The following is a 19,969-nucleotide window of genomic DNA, read 5'->3' as shown; positions in this document are numbered from 1 at the left end:
GCCCGGCCGGGGGCCGGACTCGCGGGGGACAGGGGCCCGGCGCTCAGTCCCTCTTCACCCACCGGTACTGCAACTCCGGGCGGCCCACGGTCCCGTACTGCGGGGCGCGGGCCGCCTGGGCGGTCTCGACCAGGTGTTCCAAGTAGCGGCGGGCCGTGATCCGGGAGATGCCGACCGCCTCGGCGACCTTGGCCGCCGTCAGGCCGTCGGGTCGGTCCCGCAGGGTCACGGTCACGCGTTCCAGGGTCGGCGCGCTCAGCCCCTTGGGCAGCGCGGCCGGCGACGGCGCCCGCAGCGCGGCCAGCGCGCGGTCCACCTCGTCCTGGCCGCTCGCCTCACCGGCCGCCGCGCGGAACTCCGCGTACCGCACGAGCCGGTCGCGCAGGGTCGCGAAGGTGAACGGCTTCAGCACGTACTGCACGACCCCGAGCGACACACCCTCCCGGACGACCGCCAGATCGCGTGCGGACGTCACCGCTATCACGTCCGCGCGGTACCCGGCGGCCCGCAGTGAGCGGGCGAGCTGGAGGCCGTGCCCGTCCGGCAGATGGAGGTCGAGCAGCAGCAGGTCCACCGGCGTACGGTCCAGCGCGCGGCGCGCCTCCGCCCCCGTGTGCGCCGTGCCGACCGCCGTGAACCCCGGCACCCGCCCCACGTACATGACATGCGCGTCGGCGGCCACGGGATCGTCCTCGACCACGAGCACCCGGATCGGATCGGTCATATGTCGCCTCCGGAAGGTACGGGCCGGTCGGGCGCGCCGGACCGGACGGAGTCCGCGGGCCGGCGCGGTACAGCGGAGTCCGTGGGCCGGCGAGGTGCGACGAAGTCCGTGGGACGGCGCGGCACGACGGCTCCGCCGGGGGCCGGTCGCCGTTCCTCGTCCTCCCCGCCCGCCCGGCCCGGGAGCGGGAGGCGGGCCTCGAACTCCGCTCCGCCGCCGGGCGCCTCTCGGACCGTGAGGGTGCCCTCGTGGCGGCTCACCGTCTGGCGGACCAGGGCGAGACCGAGACCACGGCCCGACGGGCCCGCCGGTTTCGTGGACCAGCCGCGCTGGAAGACCTGTTCGGCGTGGGCGGGGTCCACCCCCGACCCGGTGTCGGCCACCCGCAGCACGAGCACCCCCTCGTCCGTGAACGCCGTCACCGTGACCCGCGCCCGGGTGGTGCCCTGCGCCGCGTCCACCGCGTTGTCGATCAGATTGCCGAGCACGGTCACCAGATCGCGCGCCGGGAGCGACGCCGGAAGCAGTCCGTCGTCGATACCGCTGTCCTCGGAGACCACCAGCTCCACCCCGCGCTCGTTCGCCTGCGCCGCCTTGCCCAGCAGCAGCGCGGCGAGGACCGGCTCGCTGACCGCGGAGATCACCTCGTCGGTCAGGGCCTGCGCCAGCTCCAGTTCCGCGGTGGCGAAGTCGACGGCCTCCTCGGCGCGGCCCAGTTCGATCAGCGACACCATCGTGTGCAGTCGGTTCGCCGCCTCGTGCGCCTGCGAGCGCAACGCCTGTGTGAACCCGCGCTCCGAGTCCAACTCGCCGGTCAAAGACTGGAGTTCGGTCACATCCCGCAGGGTGACCACGCTGCCCCGGCGTTCGCCGCCGGACACCGGCGAGGTGTTCACCACGAGGACCCGCGTGTCCGTCAGATGGACCTCGTCCACCCGGGACTCCGCCGACAGCAGCGCCCCCGTCAGCGGCGCGGGCAGCCCGAGATCGGCGACCGACCGGCCCACCACCTCGTCCGTGACACCGAGCAGCTCCCGGCCGCCGTCGTTCATCAGGGCCACCCTGAACTGCCCGTCCAGCATCAGCAGCCCCTCGCGCACCGCGTGCAGCGCGGCCTGGTGGTAGTCGTGCATACGGCTCAGCTCGGCCGCGTTCATCCCGTGGGTGGAGCGGCGCAGCCGGGCGTTGATGACATACGTGCCGATGCCGCCGAGCAGCAGCGCGCCCGCCGCGACCCCGAGCAGCGCCGTGACCTGGTCCTGGACGCGCTGGGTGATCGCCTCGACCTTGATGCCCGCGCTGACCAGGCCGATGGTCCGGCCGTCCACCCGGATCGGGGTGACCGCGCGGACCGAGGGGCCGAGGCTGCCGGTGTAGGTCTCGGTGAAGGAACGGCCCGCGAGGGCGGGGCCGGTGTGACCGAGGAAGTGCCGGCCTATCAGCGACTCGTCGGGATGGGTCCAGCGGATGCCGTGCGGGTCCATGATCGTGACGAAGTCGACCTCGGTGTCCCGCTGCACCTGGAGCGCGTACGGCTGGAGGCGCTCGGTGGGGTGGGCGCTGCCGATGGCCTGGTGGACCGAGGGCGCGTCCGCGACGGACCGGGCGACCGCCATCACCTGCCGGCCCGCCGCCTCCTCGGCCTGGCTGCGGTCGCTGACGTAGGTGAACAGCGCGTACCCGGCGACCAGGACCGCGATCAGCACGGCCTGCATGCCGAAGAGCTGCCCGGCGAGGCTGCGGGGTCGCGGGACGCGGGGAAGACGCATGCCGTTCAGTGTGCCTCGCCGCACCCGGTGCTCCACCGGTCGGGAGGAGCCCCCGGATCCGACCGCGCCGAACCCGACCTTCCCGGACCCGACCGCGCCGGACGCGACCTCCCCGGACCCGACCGCGCCGGACCCGACCTCCCCGGCGTGAACTCCCCGGCGTGAACTCAATGAACGGAAGGGTGACCGGGCTCACACGCCGGGAGATAGTCCCCTCATCCCCCCGGGAGTCCACGCCTCCCGGACCCCGGACGTGAGCCGCACGCCGGGTACCGCCGGACGTGAGCCGCACGCCGGATGATGCCGATGACGTCGTCAAGGAGGGCAGCCGTGGCCAGTACACCGCAGACGGCACCTGCCGCACCCGCCGCCAGACGGGACCGTACGCACTACCTGTACCTCGCCGTGATCGGCGCCGTGATCCTCGGTATCGCCGTGGGCCTGATCGCCCCCGACTTCGCGGTCGAACTCAAGCCCATCGGCACCGGGTTCGTGAACCTCATCAAGATGATGATCTCGCCGATCATCTTCTGCACGATCGTGCTCGGCATCGGCTCGGTCCGCAAGGCCGCCAAGGTCGGCGCCGTCGGCGGGATCGCGCTCGGCTACTTCCTGGTGATGTCGCTGGTCGCGCTGGCCATCGGCCTGGTCGTCGGCAACATCCTGGAGCCGGGCAGCAGCCTCGCGGTGACCGACGCGGTCAAGCACGCCGGCCAGGGCCAGGTGTCGGCGGAGGCGCTTCCGCCGGTCGACTTCGTGCTCTCGATCATCCCGACCACCATGGTCTCGGCGTTCACCGAGGGCCAGGTCCTTCAGACCCTGCTCGTCGCGCTCCTCACCGGCTTCGCGCTCCAGGCCATGGGGTCGGCCGGGCAGCCCGTCCTGCGCGGCATCGAGCACATCCAGCGGCTCGTCTTCCGTATCCTCGCGATGGTCATGTGGGCGGCCCCGCTCGGCGCGTTCGGTGCCATCGCCGCCGTCACCGGCTCCGCCGGCGTGGACGCGCTGAAGAGCCTCGCCGTGCTGATGCTCGGCTTCTACGTCACCTGCCTCCTCTTCGTGTTCGTCGTGCTCGGCGCGGTGCTGCGCGTGGTGACGGGCCTGAACATCTTCACGTTCTTGAAGTACCTGGGCCGGGAGTTCCTGCTGATCCTGTCCACGTCCTCCTCCGAGTCCGCCCTGCCGAGGCTCATCGCCAAGCTGGAGCACCTCGGCGTGGGCAAGCCGGTCGTCGGCATCACCGTCCCGACCGGGTACTCCTTCAACCTCGACGGCACGATGATCTACATGACGATGGCGTCGCTGTACATCGCCGACGCGATGGGCACGCCGATGTCGGTCGGTGAGCAGATCCCGCTGCTGCTCTTCCTGCTCGTCGCCTCCAAGGGCGCCGCGGGCGTCAGCGGCGCGGGCCTCGCCACGCTGGCCGGCGGCCTCCAGTCGCACAAGCCCGCGCTGGTGGACGGGGTCGGCCTGATCGTCGGCATCGACCGCTTCATGAGCGAGGCACGCGCGCTGACCAACTTCGCGGGCAACGCCGTGGCGACGGTCCTGATCGGCACCTGGACGAACGAGATCGACAAGGAGCGGGTCGCCGAGGTCCTCGCCGGCCGGCTGCCCTTCGACGAGACGACCCTGCTCGACGACTCCACCCCGGCCACCGAGGGCGCCCCCGGCGCGGGGACGGACGTACCGGAACAGGGCGGCGAGAAGGAGCTGACCAAGGCGTAGCGGCTGGCCGGGTGTGGCCCTTGGCGCGGCCTGGCAACCGGCCGAGGTTCACATCACCTGAGCGGCCACCCAGCCCACCCCGGCGGACCCCGCCCCGCCGGGACAGCCACCCGCCGGTCCCCGGTCCTCAAGGACAGGCGCCCCCAGGACAGGCATCCGCCGGTCCACCCAAGCCCCGGACGGTCGGGCCACACCCCCCCCCCCGCGGGTCCGGCCGTCCGGTTCTCACCGAAACCGTCACCACCCTGCCCCAACCCCCCCACGGGGACCGGCACCCGCCGGCCCTCCTCGAACCCCGGACGGTCGGGCCGCATCCCCCCGCAGGCCCGGCCGTCCGGTTTCCCCGGAGACCGGCACCACCCTGACCCCCACCGGGACCGGCACCACCGGTCCGCCCAAACCCGGACGGTCGGGCCGCATCCCCCGCGGGCCCGGCCGTCCGGTTCTGCCGGGCGGCGGACGGGCCGGGACCCTGACCCCCGGGCCCGTTCAGCCGCTCAGCGGCTCAGCAGCTCAGCAGCTCGGCAACACGGCGGCTCAGGTGCGCTCACGCGCCCGGCCGCGCTGACGCGCCCGGCAGTGCTCACGCGCTCAGCCGCGCCACCAGTTCGGTGGCGCGTGAGGCGGGTACGCCCGCCGTGGCCAGGATCGTGGCCGCGGCGGAACGGCCCGCCTCCCGCGCTGCCAGCAGCCCGTCGTTCACCGCCTCCATCAGCGCGAACAGCGTCTGCTCGTGCACATACGCCAGCGCGGCCGGCGGCAGCGGGGAGGCGAAAACGCCCTGTTCCAGGCCGCGCCGGAGGATCTCCGCGCAGTCCTCGCGGACCGGCGTGAGCCGCTCGCGGATGCCCTGCATGGTGACGCTGCGCTGGGCGAGCGCGACCAGCAGCCGGTAGCGGTCGGCGATCTCCCAGACGGCGAGCGTCGAGCGGGCCAGTGACTCCGCCGGGTCCGCCACCCCCTCGCGGCCCGCCGCGTGCGCCGCCGCCACGGCCACCACCGCCTCGTCGGTCAGCGTGCCGACCAGCGCCTCCCGGCTGGGGAAGTGCCCGTACACCGTGCGCCGTACGACGCCCGCCGCCCTGGCGATCTGGTCCATGGACGCGTCGGGGTCGCGCAGCAGCTCCGCCAGCGCGACATCGAGGATGCGGCGGCGGTTCACATCGGCGCGGCTCGGGTTACCCGTGGTCATGGCTGCCATTCTGCCCGGCCCCCGGGCGCCCCCTCGTCCTGCGGTCGGCATCCCTCCACCTCCTGATTTGCGCAGCGCTGTGCAAGCTCGTACATTGCACATGGTTGTGTAATTGCACGCCACTGTGCAAGTCCCCCGGTGAGGGGAGTCCCGGTACGGGCCGATCCCCGCGCCGGACGACGGACCCCGCCCGGACGATGGAGGAAGGCGACCGTAGCCGTGCGTCTCGTCATGAACGAACCGGTCGAGAAGATGGACCGGCCCTATGCCCGGCGCTGGTGGGCGCTGCTGGTGCTCTGCCTGAGCCTGCTGATCATCGTGATGGCGAACACCGCCCTCACCGTCGCGGCCCCCGACATGACCCAGGACCTGGGCCTGTCCAGCGCCGACCTGCAATGGGTCATCGACGGCTACACCGTGCCGTACGCCGCGCTGATGCTGCTGCTCGGCGCGATCGGCGACAAGTACAGCCGCCGCGGCGCGCTCATCCTCGGGCTCGTCGTCTTCGGCGGCGGCGCGGTCGCCGGATCGCTCGTGGACAGCTCGACAGGGGTCATCGCGGCCCGCGCCGTCATGGGCGTCGGCGCCGCACTGATCATGCCCGCGACGCTCTCCCTGCTCGCGGCGACCTTCCCGCGCGCCGAGCGGGCCAAGGCGATCGTGCTGTGGACGGCCACCGCCGGGCTCGCCATCGCCGCCGGACCGCTGGTCGCCGGCGCGCTCCTGGAGCGCCACGGCTGGTCGTCCACGTTCCTGATCAACGTGCCGATCGCCGTCCTCGCCATCGTCGGCGCCCTGGTCCTCGTCCCGCCGTCCCGGGCCGCGCACCGCCACCGCATCGACTACGTCGGCGGCCTGCTCTCCGTGGTCTGGATCGGCTCCCTGGTCTACATGATCATCGAGGGCCCGCACTTCGGCTGGGGCGTGAAGGCCGTGACCGCCGCCGTGGTCGCCGGCGCCGGCCTGCTGCTGTTCGTCGTGTGGGAGCTGCGCCACCCGCGCCCGGTCATCGACGTACGCCGCTTCACGCAGCGCCGGTTCGCCGGCTCGAACCTCGCCGTCGCGCTCTTCTTCCTGGCCGTCTTCGGCGCTTTCTACTACCTCACCCAGCACCTCCAGTTCGTCCTCGGCTACGACGCCCTGGACACCGGCGTACGGATGCTGCCGCTGGCCGGAGCCGTCTTCGTGGGCTCGGCGCTCACCGGCTACCTCACCCCGCGCGTCGGCATGCGGATCACCGTGACCGCGGGCATGGTCGGCGGCACGGCGGCCCTCGCGCTGCTCACCCGGGTCGACGCCGGTTCCTCGTACGGCGACTTCGTGCTGCCGCTCGTCATCCTCGGCCTCGCCATCGGGCTGGCCCTGTCGCCCTGCACGGACGCCATCATGGGCGCGTTCCCGGAGGCCGAACTCGGCGTCGGCGGCGCGGTCAACGACACCTCGCTGGAACTCGGCGGCTCGCTCGGCATCGCCATCCTCGGCTCGGTGCTCGCGGGCTCGTACTCCTCGCACCTCACGGACGCCACGGCGGGCAGCAAGCTGCCGGCCGACGCGCTGGCCACCGCCCAGGACTCGGTGGGCGCCGGGTACGCCGTCGCCCAGGGCATCGGCGACAAGGCCAGGCAGCTCGGTGAGCAGGCCGCCCACACGGCGGACGCGGGCCAGGCCGCCCAGCTCAAGGAGCAGGCCGGCCAACTCGCCTCCGGCGCACGGCGGATGACCGATGCGGTCGGCTCGTCCTTCGCGGACGCGGTGGCCCACACCAGCCTGGTCGGCGCGGTGATCCTCGGCGTCGGCACGGTCCTGGTGGCGGTCCTGCTGCCCCGCCGGGAGCGCCCGGGGGCCGATGCCGGGTCGGGCGCGGAGACCGGTGCGGGCTCCGCCGGTGAGGCTGATTCCACCACTGACGGCGACTCCACCGCCGAGGGCGCCGCTCCCACCGCCGAGGGCGCCGCTCCCACCGCCGAGGGCGCCGCTCCCACCCCCGAAGGCGCCGCCCCCACCGCCGAAGGCGCTGCTCCCACCGCCGACGGTGCTCCCACCGCCGACGCTGCTCCCGTCGAGGCGCCGGAGAAGTCCGCCTCGGCCGCCCCCGCCGAGTCCCCGGAGAAGTCCGCCCCGGCCGGGCGTTCCGCCCGCTGATCGGGGCGGCCCGGAACCATCGCCCCCGGGCCGCCGTCTCGTACACCGTGCACTACCGTGCCGTGCCGGACCCACCGGCACGGCACAGCACGTTCTGCACGTTCTGCGGAGGACACCGAGGATGAAGATCGACTGGGACCGGCGTACCTGTGCGCGGCGCGGTCATGTGACGTACGCGCCCGACGAGGCGGCGCTGCGGGAGCGGCTGCGGGCCGAGACGGGACTCGGCGAGGCCTGGCGCTGCCTGCGCTGCGGCGACTTCGCGCTCGGCGACCCGCACGGCTTCGGCCCCGCCGCCGAGGCGCCGCTGGTGCCGCGCGGCAAGGTGCTGCGCGACCTGTTCATCCTGCGCTTCCTGGCGGTCGAGCGGGCCGTGCGCGGCGTGTTCATCGTGCTGGTCGCCGTGGCGGTGTGGAAGTTCAGCAACAGCCAGGACGCGGTCCGCCGCCTCTTCGACGAGTACCTCGACGTACTCCGGCCCGTCTTCCGGCACTTCCACTACGACCTCGACCACTCGCCGGTGGTCGGCACGATCCAGAAGACGTTCGGCTACAAGCACTCCACGCTGGTGCTGGTGGCGGCGCTGCTGCTGCTGTACGCGCTGATCGAGATCGTCGAGGCGGTCGGCCTCTGGTACGCCAAGCGCTGGGCGGAGTACCTGACCGTCGTCGCCACCGCGGCCTTCCTCCCGCTGGAGATCTACGAACTCACCGAGCACGTCAGCGCGTTGAAGATCGCCACCCTGGTCCTGAACATCCTCGCGGTGCTCTACATCGCCCTGGCCAAGCGGCTGTTCGGGCTGCGCGGCGGACACCGGGCGTTCGAGGCGGAGCGGCGGAGCGCCTCGCTCCTGGAGGTCGAGGAATCGGCCGGGGTCATGGTCTGACCCCGGTCTCGCGGACCGGCGTCCCCTGAGCCCTCCCGGCCCCGGCGGACCCCCGACGCGGACCCCCGGCAGCCGCCCTTGCCTTGACGTCGGCGTCAAGGATTACCGTCGGGGCATGCGAATCGGCGAGCTGGCGGCGCGGGCCGGGACGACCACCCGGACCCTGCGCTACTACGAGTCGCGGGGGCTGCTGCCCGCGCGGCGCGGCGAGAACGGGTACCGGACGTACGGCGAGGACGACCTGAGGCTGCTGCGGCAGATCAGGACGCTCCAGGACTTCGGGTTCGACCTGGAGGAGACGCGGCCCTTCGTGGAGTGTCTGCGGGCCGGGCACCCCGAGGGCGACGCGTGCCCCGCCTCCCTGGAGGTCTACCGCCGCAAGCTCGGCGAACTCGACGCGCTGATCGGCGAGTTGCGGTCGGTGCGCGCGCAGGTCGGTGAGCAGCTCGCCCGGGCCGAGCGGGCCCGTGACGAGCTGGCGGCCGACGCGGAGGTTCCGGGCGGCCCGGAACCCGTATGCGAACTGGGAGGGCGGACGCGGTGATCAAGGCGGCAGGCGTGACCGAGGTGACGGACGCGGACTTCGCGGCGGAGGTGATCGGCGCGGATCTTCCGGTCCTGGTGGAGTTCACCGCCGGCTGGTGCGCGCCGTGCCGGCAGATGGGGCCGGTGCTGAGCGAGCTGGCTTTCGAGGAGGCCGACCGGTTCCGTGTCGTCCAGCTCGACGTGGACACCAATCCGGAGACGACACTCGCCTACGGGGTGCTGTCGATGCCGACGTTCCTGGTGTTCCGCGACGGTGCGCCGGTGAAGTCGATGGTGGGGGCGCGGCCGAAGCGGCGGCTGCTCCAGGAGGTCTCCGACGTGCTCTGATGGCGTCGGCGCACCCCGCGCGCGTCACGGACGCGGACACAAGAAATCCCCCGGGCAATTGCGCCCGGGGGATTTCTTCGCGTATATTCAACGATTCGCGACTTCGAATTGTCGAGACGCGGAGAAGTTCACTGAGCACAGTATATCCGGGCGGGAGCGGAATTGTCAAACAAGGGCTCACACACAGAATTCCCCGACGATGAACTGCGGCATGAGCAGGAATTCATCGACGGGCTCTACGCGCGCGTGGACGCCCTGCGCGGGGTGACCGAGGCCTCCGTCGAGGACGCCCTCGCCCAGGGCAACACGCCCATGCAGGCCCGCCTCGAACGGGACGTCCTGGTCGCCGAACGCTCGGGGCTGCTCGCCGCGCTGAACGCCGTGGACGGCTCGCTCTGCTTCGGCCGGATCGACCTGACCCCGGAGCAGGGCGCGGCCACCCCCGCGGTCACCCACCACATCGGCCGGATCGGCGTCCGCGCCGACGACACCGAGCACACCCCGATCCTCATCGACTGGCGGGCCCCGGTCGCCCGCCCCTTCTACCTGGCCACCGGGCACACCCCGATGGGCCTGCGCCGCCGCCGGCACATCACCACCGACGGGCGCCGGGTCACCGGCCTGCACGACGAGATCCTCGACCTTGGCGACCGCGAGCGCACCGGCCACGAGGACCCGACCGGCGACGCCGTCCTGCTCGCCGCGCTCAACTCGGCCCGCACCGGCCGGATGAGCGACATCGTGCAGACCATCCAGGCCGAGCAGGACCGGATCATCCGCGCCCCGCACCGCGGCATCATGGTCGTCGAGGGCGGACCCGGCACCGGCAAGACGGCCGTCGCCCTGCACCGCGCCGCCTACCTGCTCTACGAGCACCGGGAACTGCTCGCCAAGCGGGCCGTCCTCATCGTCGGCCCCAACCCGGCCTTCCTCGGCTACATCGGCGAGGTGCTGCCCTCGCTCGGCGAGACCGGCGTGCTCCTGTCGACCGTCGGAGAACTCTTCCCCGGCGTCCACGCGACCGCCGCCGACACCCCCGAGGCCGCCGCCGTGAAGGGCCGCGCCGAGATGGCCGAGGTGATCGACCGGGCGGTCCGGGACCGTCAGGCGCTGCCCGACCCGGTGATCGCCATCGAGCACGACCGGGACGTCCTGATGCTGGACGCGGGCCTCGTCCAGGTCGCCCGGGAGCGCACCCGCGCCGCCGGCCTGCCGCACAACGTGGCCCGCGAGCACTTCGAGGGCCACATCCTCAACACCCTCACCGACATGCTCGCCGAACGCATCGGCACGGACCCCTTCGACGGCACCAACCTGCTCGACCCGAGCGACATCACCCAGATCCGCGACGAACTCGCCGAGAACCCCGAAGTCTGGGCGGCCATCGACCAGTTGTGGCCGAGGCTGACCCCGCGCCGACTGGTCGCGGACCTGCTGGCCGACCCGGCCGGCTACGTCTGCGAGGAGGACGCCGAGGCGATCCGCCGGCCGGTCACCGGGCCCGGCGACTGGACCCCGGCCGACGTCCCGCTGCTCGACGAGGCCGCCGAACTGCTGGGCGAGGACGACCGTCTCGCCCGCGCGCTGGCCGACCAGGAGCGGCGAACCCAGATCGCGTACGCCCAGGGCGTCCTGGACGTCTCCTACGCCTCGCGGACCTACGAGTTCGAGGACAAGGAGGAAGAGGACTCCGAGGTGCTGTCCGCGCACAACATCATCGACGCCGAGCGGATGGCCGAGCGGCACGAGGAGGACGACCACCGCAGCGCCGCCGAGCGGGCCGCCGCCGACCGGACCTGGGCGTTCGGCCACATCATCGTGGACGAGGCCCAGGAGTTGTCGCCGATGGCGTGGCGGCTGCTGATGCGCCGCAGCCCCACCCGTTCCATGACGCTCGTCGGCGACCCGGCGCAGACAGCCGAGGCGGCGGGCGTCGGCTCGTGGGAGGAGATCCTCACCCCGTATGTGCGGGACCGCTGGGAGCACACCCGGCTCGGCGTCAACTACCGCACCCCGGCCGAGATCATGGACGTCGCCGCCGAGGTGCCGCGCTCCGAGCGTCCCGGCTTCGAGCCGCCCCGCTCGGTCCGCTCCACCGGCGTACGGCCCTGGGCGCGGGACGCCGGGGACGATCTGCCCGGCGCCGCCGCCAAGGCGGTCGCCGAACTGACCCCCGCCGAGGGCCGGCTCGCGGTGATCGCGCCACGCGCCCTGCACACCGCGCTCGCCGCCCGGCTGGACGGGGTCACGGCGGGCGGCGAGCCGGACCTGACCCGGACGGTCGTCCTCCTCGACCCCCGGCAGGCCAAGGGCCTGGAGTTCGACTCCGTCCTGGTGGTCGACCCCGCGTCCTACGGCACGAGCGACCTGTACGTGGCCCTCACCCGGGCCACCCAGACCCTCGGCATCCTCCACACGGGCACCCTGCCCGCCTCTTTGCGCGGTGCCGGGCTGGAGTAGGCGCCGGCGACAGGCGCGTCCCCCGGCGGTCCGGCCGCCGGGGGCCCGTCAGGGCAGGGGAGTTGACCGTCGGTCAGTGCCGGAACCAGGGATTCGGCTCTGCCGCCAGTTGATCGGCCTGCGCCTGCGCGGCGACGGCCCGCGGATCGATGTACGCCCAGTCGCAGCGGCCGGGATGGTCCCGGTAGATCGTGCATCCCGTGCCGAGCGGTCCCGGCGCCTTCAGGCAGACCTCGGCCTCTTCGATCCACTGCGCCGAAGACCCGTCCCGCCAGCGCAGATAGACGTCCGAGTCGAAGTCGGTGGTCGACCCGCTGCGCAGGAACGCCGCGTGCGCCGTGTGCGGTTCGTCCTCCAGCAGGCAGGGCAGGGGGCTCCCCGTCGCCCACTCGATCTCCGCGTACGGGTTGCCGATCCGCTGCGCGGCGACCCGGACCGCCGGGTCCACGTTGGTGCGAGCTTCGCATCGGAAGGTCATCGTGGTGTCGTCACCCCCGGATCACCCGGGCTTCCAGGCCGGCCTGGACCGTCAGCGCCAGCTCTTCGGCCGCCTCCGGCGAGATGCCCTCGATCCAGATGGCGGGCCTTCCGTCGGCGTGCCTGATCCGCATCGGCAGCAGCAACCCGGCGTCGTGGAAAGCCGTGTTGAGAAGCGTGTACGCGCTGGACGCGTCAGGGCTGCGCATGGACGGACTCCTCCGGGTACCTGGCCCGCAGGGTGAGCCCGTCACGGACGAGGTGGTACAAGGCCCGGCCGACGCGGACGTTGCAGGCGCCGAGGCGGATCAGGTGGTCACCGTCGCCGGCGCCCGCCGCGAACTGGGGGAGCCGGAGCCCGGCGTCCTCCAGAGCACCGGCGAGCGCGAGAGAAACCTCGACGGCTTCCGTCCTCACCGCCGCGTCGTCGTCGTGGATGCCGAGTGGGGTCATGGGGGGGCACCTTTCGAATGTTGCTGTGTGTAGTTACATGCTTGCTCCCTGGCGATAGGATCACTAGTGGACAGCCGTGGATGTCATACGACATCTCGGGCTGTCATAGAAGACAACATCCCTTGTCATGCGGAGGGTTGAAGCGTTGGCTGCGCAGGAAGAGCTTGACGGCGAAGACACGATGCTCAAGTTCTTCGGGTCCGAGCTGGTACGGCTCAGAAACAAACGGGGCGTCGGGCAGAAGGAGTTGGCGCAGGCGACGCACTCCTCCCAGGCCTTGGTCAGCAAGATCGAGACGGCCGACCGGGTGCCGTCGCGCGACTTCACTCGCGACGCCGACTCGTTCCTCGACACCGGCGGCCACCTCGCCCGCCTTTGGCCGCTCGTCATCAAGTACGCGTACCCGTCCTGGTTCCGGCCGTTCGTTGAGCTGGAGAAGCAGGCCACGATCATCCGCTCCTACGAGACGATGATCGTGCCGGGGCTTCTCCAGACCAGGGCGTACGCGCGGGCGATCCTTTCCGAAAGTCGCAGCCCCAACCTTGAGACTCTTCTTGATGTTCGGATGGAGCGGCAGGCTCTCCTTGAGCGCGAGACTCCGCCCGAGCTGTGGGTGATCCTGGAGGAGGCGGCCCTGCGCCGGGTGATCGGAGGCGCCGACGTGATGGCGGAGCAGCTACAGCGGATTATCGACGCTGCCGAGCAGCCCGCCACGGTCGTGCAGGTGATCCAGTCAGAGTCGGGTTGTCATGCGGGGATTGAAGGCCCGTTCGCCACCCTGGCTTTCGAAAAGGGTAATCCAGTTGTGTACGTCGACGGTTTCATTCAGGGTCAGCTCTTGGCAGACCCGGGTCACCTCAAGACGGCGAACCGGACCTATGATCTTCTGCTGGGAGCGGCCCTCCCTGTCCGCAAATCAGTCGACCTGATTGCCCGCATCATGAAGGAACTACCTAAATGATCTCCGCGAACGACCTGCCCGAGGGCGGATGGCGTTCTTCGAGCTACAGCAGCAGCAACGGCGGCAACTGCGTCGAGGTCGTTGACGGGCTCCCCGTTGTCCCCGTCCGCGATTCCAAGGCGAAGGAGGGGCCGGCGTTGAGCTTCGGGCCCGTCGCCTGGTCGGTCTTTGTCGACTCCGTGAAGTAGGCCCCGTACGACGGGAAGCCGTCCGGCCCGGTTCAGGGTCGCCAGCGTGATGAAGGGACTCGCATGATCTCTCCAAACGACCTGCCCGAGGGCGGATGGCGTTCTTCGAGCTACAGCGGAAGCAACGGCGGCACATGCGTCGAGGTCGTTGACGGGCTCCCCGTTGTCCCCGTCCGCGATTCCAAGGCGAAGGACGGGCTGGCGTTGAGCTTCGGGCCCGTCGCCTGGTCGGTCTTTGTCGACTCCGTGAAGTAGGCCCCGTACGACGGGAAGCCCCTCTGCCGGTTCAGGTTCCGGCGGAGGGGTTTTCTCCGTGCCCGCCACCACGGGAGAGACGACAAGTGCCCCGCATGAACGCATCGGTGGCCGATCCGAGGACCGCGAGCAGCAAGCGGACGTCACCCGACGGCTGCTGTACTTCCTGAACTGTCGGGACCCGGTGACGACGAGGACCCGTTCCTCGTGCACGGCGACGGGCTGCTGCGCCCGTACGTACAGCGCAGCGACCGGCCCGGCGTCATCGGCGCCGACATCCGCCTCCGACAGGTAAGGGTCACGCGGGACCCGGGCCGGCCCCCGCCGGGAGGCGTCCCGACGTCCGGGGACGTACCGTCTCTGCTAGGCACAGCCCAGCCCGGTGCCGCGGCAGCGGACCGCCGGGCCCCAGCACAGGAGGGCCGAACCACGATGGCGGGACCTATTCTCATCACCGGAGCGGGCAGCGGCTTCGGCAAGGAGGTCGCGCTGCGGCTCGCGGCGGCCGGACACCAGGTGATCGCGGGCGTGGAGATCATCGCGCAGGTCAGCGCGGTCCGCGCCGAGGCGGCGGCGCGGGGCGTCGACCTGCGGGTCGAGAAGCTGGACGTCACCGACCCCGGCGACCGGGAGAACGCCTGGACCTGGGACGTGGAGATCCTCCTCAACAACGCGGGCGTCTCCGAAGGCGGCGCCACCGCCGACATCCCCGAGGAACGGCTGCGCCGCCAGTTCGAGGTCAACGTCTTCGGGCCCGTCCTGCTCACCCAGGGCATCGCCCGCCGGATGGCCGCGCGCCGCGGTGGGCGCATCGTCTTCATGTCCTCGGTCGCCGGACTCACCGTCGACCCGTTCACCGGCGCCTACGCCGGATCGAAGCACGCGGTCGAGGCGTTCGCCGACGCGCTGGACCAGGAGCTGGCCGAGTTCGGCGTCACGGTGGCCACGATCAACCCCGGCCCCTTCCTCACCGGCTTCAACGACACCATGTTCGAGACGTGGAAGGAATGGCGCGACGACCCCGCCGCCCGCCTCTACGACTACGCCGATCTGGCCTTCCCGCACGAGCAGTACGACCCCGAACCGGTCTACGAGCGCACGGTGCGGGTCCTGCTCGGCGAGGACCGGCGCTACCGCAACGTGCTCCCCGAGGAGACGGAGCCACAGGTCCGCGAGCAGGTCGACGCCCTGTGGGACCGCCGCCTCAACGACGGCACCCGCCCCGCCCTCGTACAGAAGGCATACGACATCACCCCGGCCACCCCGGCCCAGGACTGATCCCCCCCGGGCCCCGACCGCAGGGGGGAGGCGATGCGCATCACCTCCCCCCGGCCGGCGGCCGAGTCGTCTAGGCCGGCCGCAGCCACACCGTCGACAGAGGTGGCAGGGTGAGCTGGATGCTGGCCGGGCGGCCGTGCCACGGGGTGGGTTCCGGTTTGACCGGGTGGGGGTTGGTGACGTCGCCGCCACCGTAGCGCTGGGCGTCGGTGTTGAGGACCTCGTGCCAGGCCGGGACGTCCTCCGGGACGCCGAGGCGGTAGCCGTGCCGGACGGCGGGGGAGAAGTGCGAGACGGCGAGCAGCGGCGTGCCGTCGGCCGCGTGCCGCAGGAACGCGAAGACGTTGTCGTCGGCGGAGTCACCGGTGATCCAGGCGAACCCGGCCGGATCGGTGTCGCGCTCCCACAGGGCCGGGTCCTGCCGGTAGACCGTGTTGAGGTCCCGGACGAGGTCCCGCACACCCCGGTGATCGGCCTCGGCCCCGTACGCCGGGTCGAGGAGCCACCAGTCCGGGCCGTGCGCCTCGGACCACTCCGCCCCCTGCGCGAACTCCTGTCCCATGAAAAGGAGTTGCTTGCCGGGGTGGCCCCACATGAAGGCGAGGTAGGCGCGCAGGTTGGCCCGCTGCTGCCACCAGTCGCCGGGCATCTTGGAGACCAGTGACCGCTTGCCGTGGACGACCTCGTCGTGCGAGATCGGCAGCACGTAGTTCTCGCTGTAGGCGTACACCATCGAGAACGTCATCTCGTTGTGGTGGTACTTGCGGTGAACGGGCTCGTGGGCCATGTAGTCCAGCGAGTCGTGCATCCAGCCCATGTTCCACTTCAGCCCGAAACCCAGCCCGCCGAAGCCGCCGGGGCCGGTGTGGTGGGTGGCCCGCGTGACGCCGTCCCAGGCCGTCGACTCCTCGGCCACGGTGACGACACCGGGATTGCGCCGGTAGACCGTGGCGTTCATCTCCTGGAGGAACGCCACCGCGTCCAGGTTCTCCCGGCCGCCGAACTCGTTCGGGCTCCACTGGCCGGGTTCACGGGAGTAGTCGAGGTAGAGCATGGAGGCCACCGCGTCGACCCGCAGGCCGTCGATGTGGAACTCCTCGCACCAGTAAGTGGCGTTGGCGACAAGGAAGTTACGGACCTCACGGCGTCCGTAGTCGAACTCCAGGGTCCCCCAGTCCGGGTGGTCGGCCCGCTGCGGATCGGCGTGCTCGTAGAGCGGGCGCCCGTCGAACTGGGCCAGGGCCCATTCGTCACGCGGGAAGTGGGCCGGCACCCAGTCCATCAGGACACCGATCCCCGCCCGGTGCAGCGCGTCGACCAGGTACTTGAAGTCGTCGGGGGTGCCCAGGCGCGCGGTCGGCGCGTAGAAACCGGTGACCTGGTAGCCCCAGGAGCCGCCGAACGGATGCTCGGCTATGGGCATCAGTTCGACGTGCGTGAAGCCCAGGTCGGCCACGTACGCGGGGAGCTGGTCCGCGAGTTGACGGTACGTCAGGCCTGGCCGCCAGGACGGGAGATGGATCTCGTAGACGGACAGCGGCGCCTCGTGGGCCGGCCGCTCCGCCCGCTTCGCCAGCCACTCCGCGTCCTGCCACTCGTGGTGCGAGGCGTGCACGACCGAGGACGTCTTGGGCGGCTCCTCGGTACGCCGGGCCATCGGGTCGGCCCGCAGCGTGTGCGAACCGTCGGGCCGCGTGATGTCGAACTTGTACAGCTCGCCCTCACCGACCCCGGGCACGAACAGCTCCCACACACCGGTGGCGCCCAGTGAGCGCATCGGATATCCCGAGCCGTCCCAGAAGTTGAAGCCGCCGGTGACCCGGACCCCCCGCGCGTTCGGCGCCCACACCGTGAACCGTGTCCCGGCGACGCCCTGCCGCTCCATCGGCTCCGCGCCGAGCGCCTTCCACAGCTCCTCGTGCCGGCCCTCACCGATCAGATGCAGGTCCAGCTCGCCGAGCGTCGGCAGGAACCGGTACGGGTCCTCGGCCTCCACCGTCGTGTCCTCGTACGCGATGTGCAGCCGGTAGGCCTCCGGGACCGCGCGCAGCGGCAGCAGGCCCGAGAAGAACCCGCCCCCGTCGTCCTGGAGTTGGGCCCGCAGGTCCTCGGTGACGACGGTGACCCCGAGCGCGTACGGGCGGAACACCCGGAAGGCGACGCCGCCGGGTATCAGGTGGGCGCCCAGCACTCCGTGCGGATTGTGGTGCGTGCCGTCCAGCAGCCGCTCACGGTCGGCCGCGTCGACCCCGGCGAACACGGGGGACTCCTCGACCGGGGGCTCCGCCACGACGGATTCCCCCACCGGGGGCTCCGACGTGAGGGATTCCTCCACCAGGGGTTCCGCCACCGGCGACTCCTCCACCGGGGGCTCCGCCGAGGGGGCCGGAGCAGCCTCCGGCGGGACAGGGGCCGTCTCGGTGAACGCGGGCTCCGGAATCCTCGCCGTGGCGCTCACGCCTTTCTTCGAGCCCTTCGTGGCGGAGGACTTCTTGCCGGCGGCCGGCTTCTTCGCGCCGTTCTTCTTCGGACTGTCGTCGGACGGGGGGCGGGGCGTCACGGGCAGGGCCTCCTCGGGAGGTGAACGGGGTAACGGCACAGGGGTGTTCAGGACGACTCGGCCAGCCGCCGCACCGCCGCCAGCGGAACCGGCAGCCAGTCCGGGCGGTGCCGGGCCTCGTACACGACCTCGTACACCGCCTTGTCCGTCTCGAAGGCGCGCAGCAGGACCGGGGCCGTGCGCGGGTCGGTTCCGGAGACCTCGGCGTACCCGGCGCAGTACGCGGCCCGGCAGGCGTCGGCCCAGCCGGACGCCGGACGCGCCAAGGTGCCCTCGGCGGGACCGGCGCCGGTGGCCGCCGGCAGCGAGTGGGCCGCGTAGTCGAAGGAGCGCAGCATGCCCGCGATGTCACGGGCCGGCGGCTGCGGCATCCGGCGTTCGGCGAGCGGCTTGGACGGCTCGCCCTCGAAGTCGATGAGCGACCACTCGCCGTCGGGCGAGCGCAGGCACTGCCCGAGATGCAGATCGCCGTGGATGCGCTGCGCGGTCCACGTGTTGCCCTCGGCGGACAGGTCCGCGAGCGCCTCGAACGCGGTGCGCAGGCCCGGCGCGTAGGGCCGCAGAGCGGGCACCGCCTGCGCGGCGGACTCCAGCCGCTCGGTCATCGTGGCGACGAGCGGCGCCATCTGGCGGTGGCCCAGCGTCACCGTGGGCAGCGCCCGGGCCAGCGCGGTGTGCACCTCGGCGGTGGCCCGCCCCAGCGCGCGGGCCTCGGCGGTGAAGTCCTCGCCCTTGGCCAGCTCGCGCAATGCCAGCTCCCAGCCGTCCGAGGCGCCCTGCACGAACGGCTGGAGGACCCCGAGCACATACGGCTCGGTGTCCAGGTCCGCGAGCATCCACGCGGCGGGCGCCGGGACCCGGGCACAGCCCTCACGGGCCAGCGCCAGCGGGAGTTCCAGGTCCGGGTTGACGCCGGGCACCACCCGGCGCAGCAGCTTCAGGATGAACGTATCGCCGTACACGATCGAGGAGTTGGACTGTTCCGCCGTGACCAGGCGCGGAACGAGGTCCTCGCGTATCTCCTGGCGCGGGTCGCGCTCGAAGCGCAGGTCGCCGACGCGGGCCCCGGTGCGCAGGGCCTCCAGCAGGACACCGGCAGGCCGCGCGTCGTACAGCGCCTCGTACACCGTGCGGCCGGCCAGCGGACCGTCCTCCAGATGCCCGATCAGCGCCGGCGCCAGATGCGGCGGCAGGGCTTCGCGTACGCCGATCAGCAGTTGGTAGCAGTCCCCGGGCCGCGAGGACGCGCCGTGCGCCGCGGTGAGCGGCTGATGCGCGCGCACCAGCAGATGGATCAGCCCCAACTGGGCGGTGGGCGGCAGCAGTTCCACCGCGGCCACCAGGGAGAACCCGGTCACCGGACGGCCCTTGCCCGCGAACCAGCGCTGCCGGGGCAGCCATTCCCGCAGCAGCGGATCGAGCGACGCGAGCAACTCGGGGCGTGCGAGCGGGGCCGGGGCGGAGTGGGTTACGGCTTCCGACATGGGCGTCGCGTCCTTTCCCCAGTGCCCGGGTTCCCGGATACCGGGCGAGTCGGGGGTGTTCCTGATGGGTGCCCCGGGCGGGGCGGCGGAAACCGCCCCGCCCCCGGCTTCTAGACGGCGTCCGTCCGCAGCCGGAACCAGTAGAACCCGTGACCCGCGAGGGTCAGCAGATACGGCAGTTCCCCGATGGCGGGGAAACGCACGCCGCCGATGAGTTCGACGGGGTGGCGGCCGGTGAACTCGCGGAGGTCGAGTTCGGTGGGCTGAGCGAAGCGGGAGAAGTTGTGCACGCACAGCACCAGGTCGTCTTTGTACTCCCGCAGGAAGGCGATGACGGCGGGGTTGGAGGACTGGAGTTCGGTGTAGGAACCGAGCCCGAACGCCATGTTCTGTTTGCGGATCTCGATCATGCGGCGGGTCCAGTGCAGCAGCGAGGAAGGCGAGGACATCGACGCTTCGACGTTGGTGACCTGGTAGCCGTAGACGGGGTCCATGATCGTGGGCAGGAAGAGGCGGCCGGGGTCGCTGGAGGAGAA

At 71.9% G+C, this 19,969-nt stretch carries 19 protein-coding genes; 10 read left to right on the top strand and 9 right to left on the bottom strand.

The features are described 5' to 3' along the window. Window positions 1–43: 43 nt before the first annotated feature. Together AB0912_RS31575 and AB0912_RS31570 are read right to left on the bottom strand one after the other, a co-directional pair. Window positions 44–724: a response regulator gene (locus AB0912_RS31575; protein WP_366705930.1), complete on the bottom strand. Its 681-nt coding sequence runs from the start codon at window positions 722–724 to the stop codon at window positions 44–46. Continuing rightward, window positions 721–2,493, bottom strand: coding sequence for a sensor histidine kinase (locus AB0912_RS31570; protein WP_366705928.1), 1,773 nt, complete (start codon window positions 2,491–2,493; stop codon window positions 721–723). Before AB0912_RS31570 ends, AB0912_RS31575 begins: the two co-directional genes overlap by 4 nt. A gap of 306 nt (window positions 2,494–2,799) precedes the next feature. Here AB0912_RS31570 and AB0912_RS31565 point away from each other — a divergent pair, with 306 nt between their 5' ends. Then, the gene (locus AB0912_RS31565; protein ID WP_366705927.1) at window positions 2,800–4,224 is read left to right on the top strand and encodes a cation:dicarboxylase symporter family transporter; all 1,425 of its coding nucleotides are present in this window, start codon (window positions 2,800–2,802) and stop codon (window positions 4,222–4,224) included. A 583-nt stretch (window positions 4,225–4,807) separates the two neighbouring features. Here AB0912_RS31565 and AB0912_RS31560 read toward each other — a convergent pair. Continuing rightward, entirely contained in the window at window positions 4,808–5,425 is a 618-nt protein-coding gene (locus tag AB0912_RS31560; RefSeq protein WP_366705925.1) for a TetR/AcrR family transcriptional regulator, read from the bottom strand. Between the two features lie 210 nt (window positions 5,426–5,635). On the opposite strand from AB0912_RS31560, the gene AB0912_RS31555 reads away from it, so the two are divergent. From AB0912_RS31555 to AB0912_RS31535, 5 genes are all read left to right on the top strand, one after another. Then, a complete protein-coding gene (locus AB0912_RS31555) occupies window positions 5,636–7,558 on the top strand; it encodes a DHA2 family efflux MFS transporter permease subunit (protein WP_366705923.1) in 1,923 nt (640 codons plus the stop codon). A 121-nt stretch (window positions 7,559–7,679) separates the two neighbouring features. Beyond that, window positions 7,680–8,444 carry a DUF2127 domain-containing protein gene (locus tag AB0912_RS31550; protein WP_366705921.1) on the top strand — a complete coding sequence of 255 codons (765 nt, stop codon included), beginning with the start codon at window positions 7,680–7,682 and terminating at the stop codon, window positions 8,442–8,444. 115 nt (window positions 8,445–8,559) lie between these two features. Beyond that, window positions 8,560–8,988, top strand: coding sequence for a MerR family transcriptional regulator (locus AB0912_RS31545; RefSeq protein ID WP_366705919.1), 429 nt, complete (start codon window positions 8,560–8,562; stop codon window positions 8,986–8,988). Further along, window positions 8,961–9,317, top strand: coding sequence for a thioredoxin domain-containing protein (locus AB0912_RS31540; protein WP_366705917.1), 357 nt, complete (start codon window positions 8,961–8,963; stop codon window positions 9,315–9,317). Before AB0912_RS31545 ends, AB0912_RS31540 begins: the two co-directional genes overlap by 28 nt. A 144-nt stretch (window positions 9,318–9,461) precedes the next feature. Beyond that, window positions 9,462–11,777, top strand: coding sequence for an ATP-dependent DNA helicase (locus AB0912_RS31535; protein ID WP_366705960.1), 2,316 nt, complete (start codon window positions 9,462–9,464; stop codon window positions 11,775–11,777). Between the two features lie 73 nt (window positions 11,778–11,850). Here AB0912_RS31535 and AB0912_RS31530 read toward each other — a convergent pair whose 3' ends face one another. Genes AB0912_RS31530 through AB0912_RS31520 form a run of 3 tightly spaced genes read right to left on the bottom strand, consistent with a single transcriptional unit; the run spans window position 11,851 to window position 12,707 of the window. Beyond that, window positions 11,851–12,255 carry a hypothetical protein gene (locus tag AB0912_RS31530; protein WP_366705915.1) on the bottom strand — a complete coding sequence of 135 codons (405 nt, stop codon included), beginning with the start codon at window positions 12,253–12,255 and terminating at the stop codon, window positions 11,851–11,853. A 10-nt stretch (window positions 12,256–12,265) separates the two neighbouring features. Beyond that, entirely contained in the window at window positions 12,266–12,463 is a 198-nt protein-coding gene (locus AB0912_RS31525; RefSeq protein ID WP_366705913.1) for a hypothetical protein, read from the bottom strand. Continuing rightward, window positions 12,450–12,707 carry a hypothetical protein gene (locus AB0912_RS31520; protein ID WP_366705911.1) on the bottom strand — a complete coding sequence of 86 codons (258 nt, stop codon included), beginning with the start codon at window positions 12,705–12,707 and terminating at the stop codon, window positions 12,450–12,452. Before AB0912_RS31520 ends, AB0912_RS31525 begins: the two co-directional genes overlap by 14 nt. 145 nt (window positions 12,708–12,852) lie before the next feature. On the opposite strand from AB0912_RS31520, the gene AB0912_RS31515 reads away from it, so the two are divergent. The 4 genes from AB0912_RS31515 (at window position 12,853) to AB0912_RS31500 (ending at window position 15,389) form a co-directional block, all read left to right on the top strand. Further along, window positions 12,853–13,668 carry a helix-turn-helix transcriptional regulator gene (locus AB0912_RS31515; protein ID WP_366705909.1) on the top strand — a complete coding sequence of 272 codons (816 nt, stop codon included), beginning with the start codon at window positions 12,853–12,855 and terminating at the stop codon, window positions 13,666–13,668. Then, the gene (locus AB0912_RS31510; protein WP_366705907.1) at window positions 13,665–13,856 is read left to right on the top strand and encodes a DUF397 domain-containing protein; all 192 of its coding nucleotides are present in this window, start codon (window positions 13,665–13,667) and stop codon (window positions 13,854–13,856) included. The genes AB0912_RS31515 and AB0912_RS31510 overlap by 4 nt, the downstream gene beginning before the upstream one ends. A 63-nt stretch (window positions 13,857–13,919) precedes the next feature. Then, on the top strand, window positions 13,920–14,111 hold the full coding sequence (locus AB0912_RS31505; protein WP_366705905.1) for a DUF397 domain-containing protein: 192 nt from the start codon (window positions 13,920–13,922) through the stop codon (window positions 14,109–14,111). Between the two features lie 432 nt (window positions 14,112–14,543). After that, the gene (locus AB0912_RS31500; protein ID WP_366705903.1) at window positions 14,544–15,389 is read left to right on the top strand and encodes an SDR family oxidoreductase; all 846 of its coding nucleotides are present in this window, start codon (window positions 14,544–14,546) and stop codon (window positions 15,387–15,389) included. Window positions 15,390–15,459: 70 nt separating this feature from the next. Here the strand turns inward: AB0912_RS31500 and glgB are convergent, their stop codons facing one another. From glgB to AB0912_RS31485, 3 genes are all read right to left on the bottom strand, one after another. After that, window positions 15,460–17,949 (bottom strand): 1,4-alpha-glucan branching enzyme, encoded by a 2,490-nt coding sequence (glgB, locus tag AB0912_RS31495; protein WP_366705901.1) that lies wholly within the window; start codon window positions 17,947–17,949, stop codon window positions 15,460–15,462. A 47-nt stretch (window positions 17,950–17,996) separates the two neighbouring features. Further along, window positions 17,997–19,433 carry a phosphotransferase gene (locus tag AB0912_RS31490; protein WP_366705899.1) on the bottom strand — a complete coding sequence of 479 codons (1,437 nt, stop codon included), beginning with the start codon at window positions 19,431–19,433 and terminating at the stop codon, window positions 17,997–17,999. 110 nt (window positions 19,434–19,543) lie between these two features. Then, a partial coding sequence (locus AB0912_RS31485; protein WP_366705897.1) for an alpha-glucosidase C-terminal domain-containing protein occupies window positions 19,544–19,969 on the bottom strand: 426 nt, incomplete at its 5' end.

This window comes from Streptomyces sp. NPDC007084, from assembly GCF_040703595.1.
GTDB lineage: Bacteria > Actinomycetota > Actinomycetes > Streptomycetales > Streptomycetaceae > Streptomyces.
Note: the sequence above shows the minus strand (reverse complement) of the source record. Positions and strands in the feature narration are given on the sequence as shown.